General features: G+C 37.2%; 14 protein-coding genes and 5 tRNA genes. 1 reads left to right on the forward strand and 18 read right to left on the reverse strand.

Going from position 1 to position 13,852, the window contains the following annotated elements:
• Positions 1–55: 55 nt before the first annotated feature.
• The 16 genes from rpoB to rpsU all read right to left on the reverse strand — a co-directional run bounded on the left by rpoB (position 56) and on the right by rpsU (position 11,528).
• Entirely contained in the window at positions 56–3,859 is a 3,804-nt protein-coding gene (gene rpoB, locus ASG14_RS11920) for a DNA-directed RNA polymerase subunit beta (RefSeq protein ID WP_056871290.1), read from the reverse strand.
• A gap of 158 nt (positions 3,860–4,017) precedes the next feature.
• Positions 4,018–4,395 carry a 50S ribosomal protein L7/L12 gene (rplL, locus tag ASG14_RS11925; protein ID WP_025143257.1) on the reverse strand — a complete coding sequence of 126 codons (378 nt, stop codon included), beginning with the start codon at positions 4,393–4,395 and terminating at the stop codon, positions 4,018–4,020.
• Positions 4,396–4,459: 64 nt separating this feature from the next.
• The gene (gene rplJ, locus ASG14_RS11930) at positions 4,460–4,981 is read right to left on the reverse strand and encodes a 50S ribosomal protein L10 (protein ID WP_056871291.1); all 522 of its coding nucleotides are present in this window, start codon (positions 4,979–4,981) and stop codon (positions 4,460–4,462) included.
• A gap of 2 nt (positions 4,982–4,983) precedes the next feature.
• Entirely contained in the window at positions 4,984–5,682 is a 699-nt protein-coding gene (rplA, locus tag ASG14_RS11935) for a 50S ribosomal protein L1 (protein ID WP_056092810.1), read from the reverse strand.
• A 19-nt stretch (positions 5,683–5,701) separates the two neighbouring features.
• Entirely contained in the window at positions 5,702–6,145 is a 444-nt protein-coding gene (gene rplK, locus ASG14_RS11940) for a 50S ribosomal protein L11 (RefSeq protein ID WP_010601094.1), read from the reverse strand.
• A gap of 267 nt (positions 6,146–6,412) precedes the next feature.
• Positions 6,413–6,955 (reverse strand): transcription termination/antitermination protein NusG, encoded by a 543-nt coding sequence (gene nusG, locus ASG14_RS11945; protein ID WP_056092813.1) that lies wholly within the window; start codon positions 6,953–6,955, stop codon positions 6,413–6,415.
• 7 nt (positions 6,956–6,962) lie between these two features.
• Positions 6,963–7,160, reverse strand: coding sequence for a preprotein translocase subunit SecE (secE, locus tag ASG14_RS11950; protein ID WP_056092816.1), 198 nt, complete (start codon positions 7,158–7,160; stop codon positions 6,963–6,965).
• An 87-nt stretch (positions 7,161–7,247) separates the two neighbouring features.
• Positions 7,248–7,321, reverse strand: a tRNA-Trp gene (locus ASG14_RS11955).
• Between the two features lie 84 nt (positions 7,322–7,405).
• Positions 7,406–8,593 carry an elongation factor Tu gene (tuf, locus tag ASG14_RS11960; RefSeq protein WP_056871292.1) on the reverse strand — a complete coding sequence of 396 codons (1,188 nt, stop codon included), beginning with the start codon at positions 8,591–8,593 and terminating at the stop codon, positions 7,406–7,408.
• Between the two features lie 127 nt (positions 8,594–8,720).
• Positions 8,721–8,792 (reverse strand) — tRNA-Thr (locus tag ASG14_RS11965).
• An 86-nt stretch (positions 8,793–8,878) separates the two neighbouring features.
• Positions 8,879–8,951 (reverse strand) — tRNA-Gly (locus ASG14_RS11970).
• An 84-nt stretch (positions 8,952–9,035) separates the two neighbouring features.
• Positions 9,036–9,118: transfer RNA gene (locus ASG14_RS11975), tRNA-Tyr, on the reverse strand.
• 37 nt (positions 9,119–9,155) lie between these two features.
• Positions 9,156–9,228, reverse strand: a tRNA-Thr gene (locus ASG14_RS11980).
• Between the two features lie 716 nt (positions 9,229–9,944).
• Complete coding sequence (hpf, locus tag ASG14_RS11990) at positions 9,945–10,292, reverse strand: ribosome hibernation-promoting factor, HPF/YfiA family (protein ID WP_056871294.1); 348 nt, start codon at positions 10,290–10,292, stop codon at positions 9,945–9,947.
• 15 nt (positions 10,293–10,307) lie between these two features.
• Positions 10,308–11,192, reverse strand: a complete 885-nt coding sequence (locus ASG14_RS11995) for a tyrosine-type recombinase/integrase (protein ID WP_056871295.1) — start codon at positions 11,190–11,192, stop codon at positions 10,308–10,310.
• Positions 11,193–11,333: 141 nt separating this feature from the next.
• Positions 11,334–11,528, reverse strand: coding sequence for a 30S ribosomal protein S21 (rpsU, locus tag ASG14_RS12000; protein WP_056871296.1), 195 nt, complete (start codon positions 11,526–11,528; stop codon positions 11,334–11,336).
• A 335-nt stretch (positions 11,529–11,863) separates the two neighbouring features.
• On the opposite strand from rpsU, the gene ASG14_RS12005 reads away from it, so the two are divergent.
• Positions 11,864–12,250: a hypothetical protein gene (locus ASG14_RS12005; protein WP_056871297.1), complete on the forward strand. Its 387-nt coding sequence runs from the start codon at positions 11,864–11,866 to the stop codon at positions 12,248–12,250.
• A 15-nt stretch (positions 12,251–12,265) separates the two neighbouring features.
• Here ASG14_RS12005 and ASG14_RS20415 read toward each other — a convergent pair whose 3' ends face one another.
• Together ASG14_RS20415 and ASG14_RS12010 are read right to left on the reverse strand one after the other, a co-directional pair.
• Complete coding sequence (locus ASG14_RS20415) at positions 12,266–12,442, reverse strand: DUF6496 domain-containing protein (RefSeq protein WP_200940337.1); 177 nt, start codon at positions 12,440–12,442, stop codon at positions 12,266–12,268.
• 131 nt (positions 12,443–12,573) lie between these two features.
• On the reverse strand, positions 12,574–13,725 hold the full coding sequence (locus tag ASG14_RS12010; protein ID WP_056871764.1) for an acyl-CoA dehydrogenase family protein: 1,152 nt from the start codon (positions 13,723–13,725) through the stop codon (positions 12,574–12,576).
• Positions 13,726–13,852: the final 127 nt, after the last annotated feature.

Here is a 13,852-nt window from a genome sequence, read left to right on the forward strand (position 1 = left end):
GAGGGCTTGGGGCGTCTAAACCCTTAACCTTCTACCTCTATACCTTCTACCTTAGTTAATCTAACGTAATATCTAAACCTAAACCGCGTAACTCATGCACCAATACGTTAAACGATTCTGGCACACCTGGTGTTGGTAGGTTTTCACCTTTAACAATAGCTTCGTAAGTTTTGGCTCTTCCGATAACATCATCCGATTTAACGGTTAATATCTCCTGAAGAATATTAGCAGCACCGAATGCTTCTAATGCCCAAACCTCCATCTCACCAAAACGCTGGCCACCGAACTGGGCTTTACCACCCAATGGTTGTTGTGTAATTAATGAGTATGGTCCGATTGAACGGGCGTGCATTTTATCATCAACCATGTGACCTAGTTTCAACATATAGATAATACCTACTGTTGTAGTCTGATCGAAACGCTCACCAGTTAAACCATTATATAGGTAAGTTTTTCCTGAGGCAGGAACACCTGCCTTAGCAATCCACTCTTCAACCTCATCGTGCGTAGCGCCATCAAAAATAGGTGTAGCGAACTTAACACCCAGTTCTTTACCGGCCCATGCCAATACGGTTTCGTAAATCTGGCCTAAGTTCATACGTGAAGGTACACCAAGTGGGTTCAACACAATATCAACAGGGCTACCATCAGCTAAGAAAGGCATATCTTCATCACGTACAATACGTGCAACAATACCTTTGTTACCGTGGCGACCAGCCATTTTATCACCTACTTTTAATTTACGTTTTTTAGCAACATAAACTTTTGCCATCTGTACAATTCCCGATGGAAGCTCATCACCTACACTAATTGCGAATTTATCGCGTTTGTAAGCGCCAAGTTCTTCGTTAACACGGATACCGTAGTTGTGAAGCAACATTTTAATCATCTCGTTCTTGTCATCATCAGTAGTCCATTTGTTAGGGCTGATGTGATTGTAATCAAGATCTGCTAAAATTTTCTGAGTGAATTTAGCACCCTTAGCAACTAACAATTCTTTGTAAATGTTAAATACACCCTGAGATGTTTTTCCATTTACAATGGTGAATAATTTATCTACTAATTCTGCTTTTAACTTCTCAGTGATGTTGTTATACCCTTTGTCTAATTTCTCAATTGCCGATTTTTCTTCAGCTTTTGTAGTTTTCTTAGCACGGCTGAATAACTTAGTATCAATTACTACACCCTGGATTGAAGGAGGAGTTTTTAAAGACGCATCTTTAACATCGCCTGCTTTATCACCAAAGATTGCACGTAGTAATTTTTCTTCAGGTGATGGGTCAGACTCACCTTTAGGGGTAATCTTACCAATTAAAATATCACCTTCTTTTACATCAGCACCGATACGGATAATACCGTTTTCATCAAGGTCTTTAGTAGCCTCTTCAGAAACGTTCGGGATATCTGGTGTTAATTCCTCTTCTCCACGTTTAGTATCACGTACTTCTAATTCAAACTCTTCAATATGCAATGAAGTGAAAACGTCATCACGAACAATACGTTCGTTAATTACAATCGCATCCTCAAAGTTAAAACCTTGCCAAGGCATGAATGCCACTTTAAGGTTTCTACCTAATGCCAACTCGCCATTTTCAGTTGCATAACCTTCGCAAAGAACTTGTCCTTTAGTAACTTTCTGACCTTTCTTAACGATTGGTTTTAAGTTAATACAAGTATTCTGGTTGGTTTTTTTGAACTTAATTAAACGGTAAGTTTTGCTATCACCTTCAAATGAAACTAAACGATCATCTTCGTTACGTTCGTATTTAATGGTGATTTCATTCGCATCTACATATTCTACAACACCATTACCTTCTGCATTGATAAGTGTTCTTGAGTCGCGTGCAACGCGGCCTTCCAAACCTGTACCAACAATCGGAGCTTCCGGACGTAACAATGGTACGGCCTGGCGTTGCATGTTCGATCCCATCAATGCCCTGTTCGCATCATCATGTTCTAAGAACGGAATTAACGACGCAGCGATTGAAGTAATCTGGTTAGGCGCAACATCCATCAAGTCTAATTTCTCAGGCTCAATAATCGGGAAGTCACCCTCATAACGTGCTTTTACGCGTGGTGTTATAAAGTTACCTTTATCATCATATTCTGCATTTGCCTGAGCGATGGTTTTTCCATCTTCATCCTCTGCAGATAAATAAATAACATCAGAATCAACAACTACTTTACCATCTTCAACACGTTTGTATGGTGTTTCAATGAAACCTAAATTATTGATTTTTGCATGCACACAAAGTGATGAAATCAAACCAATATTCGGTCCCTCTGGCGTTTCAATTGTACACAAACGACCATAGTGCGTATAGTGAACGTCACGTACCTCGAAACCAGCACGCTCACGTGATAAACCACCCGGGCCTAAAGCTGATAAACGACGTTTGTGTGTAATCTCGGCTAATGGATTGGTTTGATCCATAAACTGAGACAACTGATTTGTACCAAAGAAAGAGTTGATAACTGACGATAACGTACGGGCGTTAATTAAGTCAGTTGGTGTAAACACCTCGTTATCGCGAATGTTCATACGCTCACGGATGGTTCTTGCCATACGGGCTAAACCTACACCGAATTGTGCGTACAATTGCTCACCTACCGTACGTACACGACGGTTTGATAAGTGGTCAATATCATCCACCTCTTCTTTAGAGTTTATTAATTTAATTAAGTATTTAACAATGGCGATAATATCCGCTTTTGTTAAAACTTTAACATCATCCGGTGTATTCATTTTCAATTTACGGTTGATGCGGTAACGACCAACATCTCCTAAATCGTAACGTTTATCTGAGAAGAATAAACGATCAATGATACCACGTGCAGTTTCCTCATCAGGTGGTTCTGCGTTACGCAAAGCACGATAGATGTTTTCAACAGCCTCTTTTTCAGAGTTTGATGTATCTTTTTGTAATGTATTATAAATAATGGTATAATCGGCCTGGCTAGCACCATCTTCTTTAGAAAGAATGATGGTTTTAACACCTGCTTCGATTACCATATCAATGTGTTCGTCTTCTAAAACGGTTTCTCTTTCAAGAATCACTTCATTACGGTCGATAGAAACTACCTCACCTGTATCTTCATCTACAAAATCTTCAACCCATTTCTTTAAAACTCTTGCAGCAAGTTTACGACCGATATATTTCTTTAAACCTGATTTACTAACTTTTACCTCGTCAGCAAGATCAAAAAGTTCTAAGATGTCTTTATCAGAATCGTAACCAATAGCACGTAATAAAGTGGTAACCGGGAATTTTTTCTTACGATCGATGTAAGCATACATTACGTTGTTAACGTCTGTAGCAAACTCGATCCATGAACCTTTGAAAGGGATAACACGTGCTGAATACAATTTGGTTCCGTTTGTGTGACGGCTTTGGCCGAAAAACACGCCTGGAGAACGGTGTAATTGCGAAACGATAACACGCTCTGCACCGTTGATAACAAATGTACCTTTTGGTGTCATATACGGGATTGTACCTAAGTACACATCCTGAATAATGGTTTCAAAATCTTCATGTTCAACATCGTTACAAGAAAGCTTTAGCTTCGCTTTTAATGGAACATTGTAGGTTAATCCACGCTCAATACATTCGTGTATATCGTAACGTGGCGGATCAACAAAATAATCAAGAAACTCTAAAACGAAGATGTTTCTTGAATCTGTTATTGGAAAGTTTTCAGCAAACACTTTAAACAAACCTTCGCTAGAGCGATCGTCTGATGTGGTATCTATCTGGAAAAATTCTCTGAATGATTGCAATTGCACATCCAGAAAATCCGGATAGTCTATAATGTGCTTACTAGTTGCAAAATTTACTCTTTGTTCGACTGTCTTTGCCAATGGACTAAAAGATTTTAGTTTAAGAATAAACTATTTGTTTGGTTTCGGGTTTGAAACATCCTCATTAACCAAGCAAAATGAGGTGTTTATAAACAGGTAAAGACACCGACATTTTCAGTCGGTGTCTGATACATTTTTAGCTTAGCTAAATTAAGTTATTACTTAATTTCAACTACTGCTCCAGCTTCTTCTAATTGTTTTTTAAGAGCTTCTGCTTCGTCTTTAGCAACACCAGTTTTTAATTCTTTTGGTGCTCCGTCTACTAAGTCTTTAGCTTCTTTCAAACCTAAACCAGTTAAGTCTTTAACAAGTTTTACAACTGCTAATTTCTGACCACCAGCTTCTTTTAAGATTACATCAAAAGATGTTTTTTCTGCAGCAGCAGCAGGTGCATCACCACCAGCAGCAGGACCAGCAACTACAGCAGCAGCTGCAGGCTCAATACCATACTCATCTTTTAAGATTTGAGCTAATTCATTAACTTCTTTTACTGTTAAGTTTACCAATTGCTCAGCAAACGCTTTTAAATCTGCCATTTTATTAAGATTTTAAAAATTTACGTGTAATAATTTTGTTTAATTTTCGAACTTAAGGTGTTCGTTAACCTTCTCTTTCTTGTAGAGTTTTAACAATTCCTGCAATTTTGCCACCGCTTGATTTAAGGGCAGAAACAACATTTTTAGCTGGTGATTGTAATAATCCAATGATATCGCCAATAAGCTCTTCTCTCGATTTTAAGCTTACTAAGTTATTCAATTGGTCATCGCCAACGTATACTGATGAATCTATGTATGCCGCTTTAAGCAAAGGTTTATCAGAAGTTTTTCTCAAAGTTTTAATCAACTTAGCCGGAGCGTTTGCTGTTTTTGAGAATAATAATGATGATGAACCTTTAAGGGCTTCGTATATCTCAGAAGCATCGCCGTCCAAACCTTCAATCGCTTTGCGGATTAAAGTGTTTTTAGCAACCTTCATTACGATATCACTTTCAAAACATTTGCGACGGATGTTATTAATCTGCTCAACAGAAAGGCTCGAAGTATCAGCAATGTAAAAATTGCCAAACTCCTGCATTTGTCCTTGTAGTTCTAAAACTACTTCGTTTTTTTCTTCTCTGTTCATGATTAGATCCCCGCTACTGATTTTGTTTCAATTGCAATTCCAGGACTCATTGTAGAAGACACGTGAATGCTCTTAAAATAAGTTCCTTTAGCAGCAGATGGTTTTAATTTAGAAATTACAGAGATGATCTCTAATGCATTTTCATAAATTTTATCTGCCGGGAATGATACTTTCCCAATTGAAGCGTGTATAATACCGCTTTTGTCTACTTTAAAATCAATCTTACCTGCTTTAACCTCTGTTACAGCTTTACCAACTTCGTTAGTTACTGTACCAGATTTTGGGTTTGGCATTAAGTTCCTTGGACCTAGAACACGGCCTAATTTACCTACTTTCGCCATACAAGCTGGTGTAGTGATAATAATGTCTACATCGGTCCAACCACCTTCAATTTTAGCCACATATTCGTCTAAACCTACGAAATCTGCGCCGGCTGCTTTTGCTTCTTCTTCCTTATCAGGAGTTACTAAAGCTAAAACACGTACAGTTTTACCTGTTCCGTGTGGTAAAGTAGCAATACCACGTACCATTTGATTGGCTTTACGTGGATCTACACCTAATGATACATCAATATCAACTGATGCATCGAATTTAGTGGTAGTGATTTCTTTTACCAAAGCAGCAGCAGCCTGTAAAGTATAAGCTTTACCAGCTTCTATTTTAGCATGTGCCTTTTTTTGATTTTTAGTTAATTTCGCCACTGTTGTAAACTGTTTTTAATTAATTATTCCAGGGTGCGTCACCAGAAACGGTGATTCCCATACTGCGTGCTGTACCGGCAACCATACTCATTGCAGATTCGATTGTAAATGCATTTAAATCAGGCATCTTATCTTCAGCAATAACTTTAATCTGGTCCCAGGTCACCGATCCAACTTTTTTACGGTTAGGCTCAGCAGAACCACTCTGTAATTTAGTAGCATCTTTTAACTGGATGGCTACAGGAGGGGTTTTGATGATGAAATCGAATGACTTATCAGCATAAACAGTAATTACAACCGGCAATACTTTACCTGCTTTATCTTGGGTACGAGCGTTGTACTGTTTGCAAAACTCCATAATGTTAACACCTTTAGCACCTAATGCAGGTCCTACTGGTGGCGATGGATTTGCCGCTCCGCCTTTGATCTGTAATTTGATCATTGCACTGACTTCTTTTGCCATTTTGTGTTTTTATTTATTTAAAACTCAATGTTAATTGTGGAAGCATGTAACATTTAATTTCCTGGCGGCTTTATATAAAACCAAAAGGACTGCAAAGATATGAATAATCTTGCAGATAGACAATAGATTAAGAGAAATTTTTTATAATTTGTGAAGTCGTGAAATAAAGCAAGCCCTCTAATTAAAAAAACCTCCAGAAATCAATCTGAAGGTTCTATATTTTTAAATCGTAATTTGAAACTCTAAAATCTAAAATCGTAAATCAGATTACTCCTTTTCTACTTGCATATAGTTAAGTTCCAGTGGCGTTTTACGACCGAAAATCTTAACCATAACTTTTAATTTTTTCTTCTCTTCGTTTACTTCTTCGATAACACCGGTAAAACCGTTGAAAGGTCCATCCATAACTTTGATGTTTTCGCCAACGTAGAAAGGCACATTCATCATCTCTCCCTGCTCACTCATTTCATCAACCTTACCTAAAATACGGTTAACTTCTGCCTGGCGCATCGGGATTGGATTACCGGCTTTATCACCTAAAAATCCAATTACACTATTAATGCCTTTAATGATGTGTTCTAGTTCGCCGTCTAAAGTTGCTTCAATTAAAACATAACCAGGATAAAAGTTACGCTCTTTTGCAATTTTTTTACCGTCTTTCATCTGGTAATATTTCTCCATAGGTATTAAAACCTGAGGAACCAAATGAGAGAAACCTAAACGACTTATTTCAGCATCAATATACTGTTTTACCTTTTTTTCTTTACCGCTTACCGCTCTTACAACATACCACTTTAAAAGATCGCTCATTAGTATATTAATTAGAAAGTGATTTGTAAAAAGTATCTAACACGAATACAGAACCTTTATCCATTGCGAAAATGATTAATGCAATAATTAAAGAGGCTACTAAAACAAGAACCGCCGAATTTTGAAGCTCGCCCCAGGTTGGCCATGTAACCTTCTGGGTCATTTCATCATACGATTCTTTTATAAACTGAACTACTTTAGCCATATCTATTTAAATGATTAAATGATTGAGTTAGTGAATGAACGAATGCTAACATTCTATCCTTGTAACATTCATTAAACAACCATTATTTGGCACGGGAACAAGGATTCGAACCCTGATCAAAGGTTTTGGAGACCTCTATTCTACCGTTGAACTATTCCCGTAATTTAAAAGCAAAGTACTTAAGTATTTCTCAAGCACCTTGCTTTCAATTATTTTCCTTAAGCCCCCGTAGGGGTTTGGGGTTACTATTTTAAAATTTCAGTTACCTGACCAGCACCTACTGTTCTACCACCTTCACGGATAGCGAAACGTAGACCTTTTTCCATTGCGATTGCGTTAATCAATTTAACTGTAATTGTAACGTTATCACCTGGCATTACCATCTCAGTACCTTCAGCTAATGAAATCTCACCAGTTACGTCTGTTGTACGGAAATAGAATTGAGGACGGTATTTGTTGAAGAATGGAGTGTGACGACCACCTTCTGCTTTTGATAATACATAGATCTCAGCTTTGAAATCTGTGTGAGGCGTTACTGAACCTGGTTTACAGATTACCATACCACGACGGATATCAGTTTTCTCAATACCACGTAATAATAAACCAACGTTATCACCAGCTTCACCGTAATCTAAAATTTTACGGAACATCTCAACACCAGTTACTGTAGATTTTAAGTTCTCAGCACCCATACCTAAGATTTCAACCGGATCACCTGAGTTGATTACACCACGCTCAATACGACCAGTAGCAACTGTACCACGACCAGTAATTGAGAATACATCTTCTACAGGCATTAAGAAAGGAAGTTCAGTTAAACGTGGAGGAATTGGAATGTAGTTATCTACCGCTTCCATTAATTCCATAATTTTTCCAACCCATTTCGGATCACCGTTTAATCCACCTAAAGCAGAACCTTGGATTACTGGAATGTCATCACCTGGGAATTCATAGAATGATAATAATTCACGAACTTCCATTTCAACTAATTCTAATAACTCAGGATCATCAACCATATCCACTTTGTTCATGAATACAACTAATGAAGGAACACCTACCTGGCGAGCCAATAAGATGTGCTCACGAGTTTGTGGCATTGGACCATCTGTAGCAGCAACAACGATAATTGCACCGTCCATTTGAGCAGCACCAGTTACCATGTTTTTCACGTAATCCGCGTGACCTGGACAGTCAACGTGTGCGTAGTGACGGTTAGCTGTTGAATACTCAACGTGAGCTGTATTGATTGTAATACCTCTTTCTTTTTCCTCTGGAGCAGAGTCAATAGATTCGAATGAACGTGCCTCAGATAAACCTGCATCAGCTAAACATTTTGTAATAGCTGCTGTTAAAGTTGTTTTACCGTGATCGACGTGACCGATTGTACCGATGTTTAAGTGCGGTTTACTGCGGTCAAATTTTTCTTTTGCCATTTTATTTATAACTAATTAGTAGGTTAACTTTTTATTATTTTTTATTTATTGTTTTATTGCAATGCAACACAAAAAACCTTGTCTACTCTGTTCTAATTAACAGATTTAACAAAGCTTCTTTTACCTGAGCCAACTATGGGAATTGAACCCATGACCTCTTCCTTACCAAGGAAGTGCTCTACCGCTGAGCTAAGTCGGCTTTTTATTCAGCTCATTAGTTCAATAGCCTGCCAGTTCGTTAGGTTACAAATGAACCAGTGAACTATTTACTAATGAACTTCCAAGAGCGGAAGACGAGGTTCGAACTCGCGACCTATAGCTTGGAAGGCTATCGCTCTACCAACTGAGCTACTTCCGCTTGCTAATTTACGGTTTTAGATTTATGAATTACGATTGATGGTCTCAATCTAAAATCGTCAATCTAAAATCTACAATCAACTTGTGGGGAGAGAAGGATTCGAACCTTCGAAATCTTGCGATAACAGAGTTACAGTCTGTCCCATTTGGCCGCTCTGGAATCTCCCCAACTTTATCCTAAAATGCGAACACCTTAAAATAACAGAGCCTCCTATCGGAATCGAACCAATGACCTACTGATTACAAGTCAGTTGCTCTACCAGCTGAGCTAAGGAGGCTTTTATTTTTATTGCACCGTTTAAAAAAATGGTTTTCTAAACAAATGAATGCGTATTTTATAAAATATTATACTTTCACAGAACAATCCATTTCGTTATTTGAGGTAACCCCCTTTCCGAATTGGAATGCAAATCTACACATTTATATTTCTATTCAAAATAAATTTAAAAAAAAATTAGCAGGCCTTTAAACCCGCTAATTGCTTATCTAAAAATAGAAAAAATATTTACTTAGTAATCAGATGTTTCAGCAAGAGTGGACAGTGTTTTCTGCTGAATTTTTTTTTTACATTATTTGTTAGTACCTGGTAATTGGATTTCTTAAAAATAAAACCGTCCCTTCAAAATGTCCAAAAAAAAAGAAATTGTTACGGTAAATATTGATAGATGAAAATTGATAACGCTATTAAAAATATACCGCCCACCAAAAGGTACAACCCTTTAGTTTTTTGCAAAAACAACGAAACCATTCCTAACAAAATAGCTGTCGACAGCATCAAGATACTTACCCAGTAACTTAGTTTCCAGATGCTGGTTGCTAGGAGATAAATTACAAATGGTAAAAAGCCAATGCTTTTCAATGCTAAATTCTTATTCATAGGTAACGTTCCGGTTTAATTGGTGATAATTTAATCTTCTATTATAAATCATGTGAATCCGCCCAAACAAAAAACGGCATAAATTACTTTATGCCGTTTTTATAATGGTATCGTTAATTAGTAATCAGATATTTCACTATCAATTAAAACAGTTTTCTGTTCACTAATTTTTTTTCTTGTTTTTTCTTTATGCTTGGTAATCTGCTTTCTTAATGATTCGATTGCCAAATCCGTGGCTTCCTCAAATGATTTACATTGTTCTTTAGCGAATAACGTTCCACCCGGTACAATCAGCTTTATTTCACTGATTTTATTGGCTTCATCTTCTACGTTCTCTAACTTTAAATACACTTCACCACTAATTATCTGGTCAAAAAACTGATCGAGCTTATTGGCCTTCTTCTGTATAAAGTTTAACAACTTACTGTCTGCACTGAAGTGGATTGATTGAACTCCGATTTTCATTTTTCCTCCTTTTTTTTACGCCTTTGGATGGGCTTGTTTATAAATTGTTTTTAATCTTTCGATTGAATTGTGTGTGTAAACCTGTGTAGCGGCTAAGCTGGCATGACCTAACAACTCCTTAATTGCATTTAAATCTGCACCGGCATTGAGCAAACTGGTTGCATAACTATGGCGAAGTACATGCGGACTCTTTTTATCATGAGTTGACACGTATTTTAGGTAAGAACTTACAATGCGGTATATTAACTTAGGGTAAGCAGCCGCACCATTATTGGTAACGACTAAGTTTGGCAAATTGTTATCGAAACTTTGCAACTTTTTTAATTCGATGTAACTATTTAATTGATTTACAAGTTGTTTATTGATGGGAATAATGCGTTCCTTATTGCGTTTACCCAAGACTTTAATCGTATTTGAATAAACATCGAAATCTGTTTCCTTTAGGTTAATTAATTCGGCCAGCCGCATGCCCGTACCAAAAAGCAATTCGATTACAAGATGATTTCTTTTGGAATAAAAATCATCGTTAAAAAAGGTTTCAGAATCCAGCAGGTGATCAAGCTTTTGACTTTCTACAAAAACCGGCAAGCGTTTAGGGATTTTCGGCGCTTTAATCAAAACCATTGGGTTTTGTTCGGCTTTACCTTCACGTATCAGAAACTTATAAAAGCTGCGCAACGAAGATATTTTTCGGTTGATGCTGTTTTCTGATGATTTTTCTTCCATCAAATCAACCATAAAACTCCGCACGTGGGTATGCTTAATGTCTAAAAAATTTAAACCATACGTATCGGCAATGTACTTTTCAAACTGAACCAAATCAGCCTTGTAAGAGGTTATGGTATGCTGAGAATAGCGTTTCTCGTGAAGTAAATATGTTAAAAAACCGTTCAGCAACATTTAATATAAATTAGTAGCCCACTAAGATTGAAGTTACTAATTGTTTTAATATTAAGAAATTATTAACAGAAAATTTTACACAAAAAAAATGCCTTCAGAAAACACTGAAGGCACTTAATATTATTGTATATATCTTTGAAACTATACGGTTGTATCCTGGTTCATATTCTGAATGTAAACAGCATGTTTAATTTCAGTACGACGAGCTACAGATTTTTTCTCGTATGCCTGACGGCTACGTAGTTCTCTCAATACACCAGTTTTTTCGAATTTCTTCTTGAAACGTTTAAGGGCTTTATCTAATGATTCGCCGTCTTTAATGTTGATAATAATCATAACGCTGAAATACCTCCTCTCGTGGTTTTTAAATTTTCCTTATTGTAAGGGATGCAAATGTAAGCAAATTATTGAAACTCAGAAACGTTTTTGCGAAAAAAACATTAACGAATCTCAGGCATATAAATTTAATTGCTGCTATAAAATGCCTGGAAAATTATTGCCTCCTGTTTTTTTTAAATCCTGTTGTAGAAAACCTGTTTTAAAACTGGAAAATATCAGGTGTTAATCCTCAAAGCGTCTCTTGAATCATTACACTGCAAATGAAAACATATTATCGTTTAACTGAATTAATTATTTTCTTTTTATACATTTAGATCTTAAATAAACAACAAATGACTACAGGAAAAAAAGTTATTTCAATCATTGCAGTAATTGCAATTCTTCTACTGGCTGGCTTAGCTTATTATCGTTATTTCTTCGTTTTTGGCGAAGGTGTTAAAGCTGGAGAACTTAACTATGTTGTTAAAAAAGGCTACATGTTTAAAACATACGAAGGTAAACTAATTCAAAGCGGCATAAAATCAAGGCAGACAGGAACCTTACAAAATAACGAATTTGAGTTTTCTATTGGCAGTAAAGCAATTGCCGAAAAAATGATGGCTAATAGTGGTAAGTTTTATGAATTGCATTACAAAGAATACAAAAATACCTTACCCTGGAGAGGCTTCTCGGTTTATCTTGTAGACAGCATTCTTTCTGTTAAAGATTTACCCCAGTAATTAAGTCTTTTTAAATTAGCTCTTCTTTTTCGGAACCTTTGCACCTTCTTTTCTGGCTTCTGATAAGCCTATTGCCACCGCTTGTTTTTTAGAAGTTACTTTTTTGCCCGAACCACTTTTGAGCTTACCTTCTTTCAATTCGTGCATGGTTTGCTCCACCTTTTCACCAGCTTTTTCTGAGTACTTTGCCATATCTTTTAGTTTTTCATTGAAAACAATTTGTAAAATATTTTAGTTTGAAAAAAACAGACAAAAAAAATCCGGAGGTTGTTACCTTCCGGATTACTCATAAATATATTTGGTTGTTAATATTTTGATTAAGCTTAGCCTAAAATTTCTCTGGCAATTACAATTTTCTGAATTTCTGAAGTCCCCTCGCCTATTGTACATAATTTACTGTCGCGGTAAAATTTTTCTACAGGAAAATCTTTAGTATAGCCGTAACCACCAAAAATCTGCACTGCTTCGGTTGATACCTTTACGGCAACTTCCGACGAAAAATATTTAGCCATTGCCGATTCCTTTGTCATTGGCAGGTGTCTGTTTTTCAAATCAGCGGCCTGGCGAATCAAAAGTTCCGATGCTTCAATCTCTGTCGCCATATCTGCAAGTTTAAAACTAATGGCCTGAAAACTCGAAATTGGTTGCCCAAATTGCTGGCGTTGTTTCGAATAAGAAACCGCAGCATCAAAAGCACCTTTTGCAATGCCTAAACCTAATGCAGCAATTGAAATTCTTCCGCCATCTAAAACTTTCATGGCCTGCTTAAAACCCTCGCCAACATTTCCAAGCAAATTTGCCTTTGGAACGCGGCAATTATCAAAAATCATCTCTGTGGTTTCAGATGCCCGCATTCCTAATTTATTCTCTTTCTTACCGGCAGAAAATCCTGGCGTACCACGTTCAACCACTATTGCCGAAATTCCTTTCGAGCTTCCCTGCTCGCCCGTACGTACCATTACAACGGCAACATCGCCGCTTTTTCCATGGGTTATCCAGTTCTTCGAACCATTAATTATATAGTCATCACCATCTTCAACAGCTGTTGTCATCATCCGCAGTGCGTCAGAACCAGTATTGGCCTCAGTTAAACCCCAGGCGCCAATCCACTCGGCAGTTGCTAATTTTGGCAACCACTTTTTCTTCTGCTCATCGTTACCAAAAGCCAAAATATGGCCGGTACAAAGCGAGTTGTGGGCGGCCACCGATAAGCCGATAGAACCACAAACTCTGGCAACTTCTACAATTACATCTACATATTCCTGGTAGCCCAAACCTGAGCCACCGTACTCTTCGGGCACTAAAACGCCCATCAACCCCATCTCCCCCAATTGCTTAAATAAATCTACCGGAAAGAATTGTGCCTCATCCCATTCCATTATATTCGGGCGAATGTGTTTCTCGGCAAAATCCCGAACCATCGCCTTTACATTTACCTGTGTTTCAGTTTCTGAAAAATTATAGCTTACGCTCATTAATTTATATTTTATGGTTAGTGGCGGCAATGATAAACAATTATTTTTTAGTTATTTCCTATTTAAAATTCGCACAAATGCAGAACGAAATGGTATTGGGTTCAATTACCCGATCTGCCAATTTTAA

It is taken from the genome of Pedobacter sp. Leaf194 (genome assembly GCF_001423945.1).
GTDB lineage: Bacteria > Bacteroidota > Bacteroidia > Sphingobacteriales > Sphingobacteriaceae > Pedobacter.